Origin of the sequence: Dinoroseobacter sp. PD6, from assembly GCF_028807315.1 — a bacterium.
Lineage (GTDB): Bacteria > Pseudomonadota > Alphaproteobacteria > Rhodobacterales > Rhodobacteraceae > Dinoroseobacter > Dinoroseobacter shibae.
The window spans coordinates 1-1,218 of sequence record NZ_JARAMN010000023.1; the positions used below are offsets into that span (position 1 = coordinate 1).

Below are 1,218 nucleotides of genomic sequence, written 5' to 3' on the forward strand. Positions count from 1 at the left end.
CTGAGAGCCGCTTCTTCCTCCAGTTTGAGGTAGAGTCCGCCCAACCAGGAGACGGACAATGAAGCGATCAAGGTTCACGGAAGAGCAGATCATCGGGATGCTGAAGGAGCAGGAGGCCGGAATGACGACGGCCGATGTCTGCCGCAAGCACGGGGTCAGCACGGCAACGTTTTACAAATACAAGGCGCGGTTCGGCGGCCTCGAGGTATCGGACGCGCGCCGACTGAGGGCGCTCGAGGACGAGAACGCCAAGCTGAAGAAGCTGCTGGCCGAAGCGATGCTCGACAATGCGATACTGAAGGATGTCACTTCGCGAAAGTGGTAGCGCCCGGCGTCAGGCGGGAAGCGGTGGCACACGTTGTGGAAGTCCACGGAGTGAGCCAGCGACGGGCGTGCAAGGCACTGGCCGTGGATCGGTCGAGCGTGCGCTATCGCAGCGTGCGGCCTGACGATGCCGAAGCGAGGGCCGCCATGAAGGCTGTCGCGGCCGAGAGGCGGCGGTTTGGCTATCGCCGCATCCACGTGATGCTGGAACGGCAGGGGATCATGATGAACCTGAAGAAGCTCAGGCGGCTCTATCGCGAGGAGAAGCTCCAAGTGCGCCGCCGGGGCGGCCGAAAGCGGGCTCTGGGGACACGCTGGCCGATGCTGGTGCCAGATGCCCCCAACCAGCACTGGAGCCTGGACTTCGTCAGCGATGCGCTGACGGATGGCAGACGGTTCCGCGTTCTGGCCGTGGTCGACGACTACAGCCGGGAGTGCCTGGCCTTGGTGGCGGACACGTCGCTCTCTGGCCTGCGCGTCGTGCGCGAGCTCGATGCGTTGATGTTGCGCCGCGGCCAGCCTGCAATGGTGGTTTCGGACAATGGAACGGAACTGACCTCGGTGGCTGTCCTGAGCTGGTGCCAGCGCACGGGCATCGAATGGCACTACATCGCGCCAGGAAAGCCCATGCAGAATGGCTTCGTCGAAAGCTTCAACGGACGCTTCCGGGACGAGCTTCTCAACGAGTCGCTATTCTCGTCTCTGGCCGATGCCCGCGAGCAGATCCGGGCATGGCAGCACGACTACAACCACCATCGCCCTCACTCAGGACAGGGGAACATTCCGCCCGTCGAGTTCGTGGCAAAGAAGGGGCTGGAAATGCGCGCCGCGTAGCCTCAGAGATCAACCTGCGGACTCTCCGAAAATCCGGAGGAGAGTCGGGTCTCAGGTCAG

The 1,218-nt window shown here is 63.2% G+C and carries 1 protein-coding gene; it reads left to right on the forward strand.

Going from position 1 to position 1,218, the window contains the following annotated elements; genetic code table 11:
- The first annotated feature begins 58 nt into the window (after window positions 1–58).
- A protein-coding gene (locus PVW48_RS20060) for an IS3 family transposase (protein WP_274582732.1) occupies window positions 59–1,158 on the forward strand; the annotation gives its coding sequence in 2 pieces (ribosomal slippage) (window positions 59–317 and window positions 317–1,158; 1,101 coding nt in all).
- Window positions 1,159–1,218: the final 60 nt, after the last annotated feature.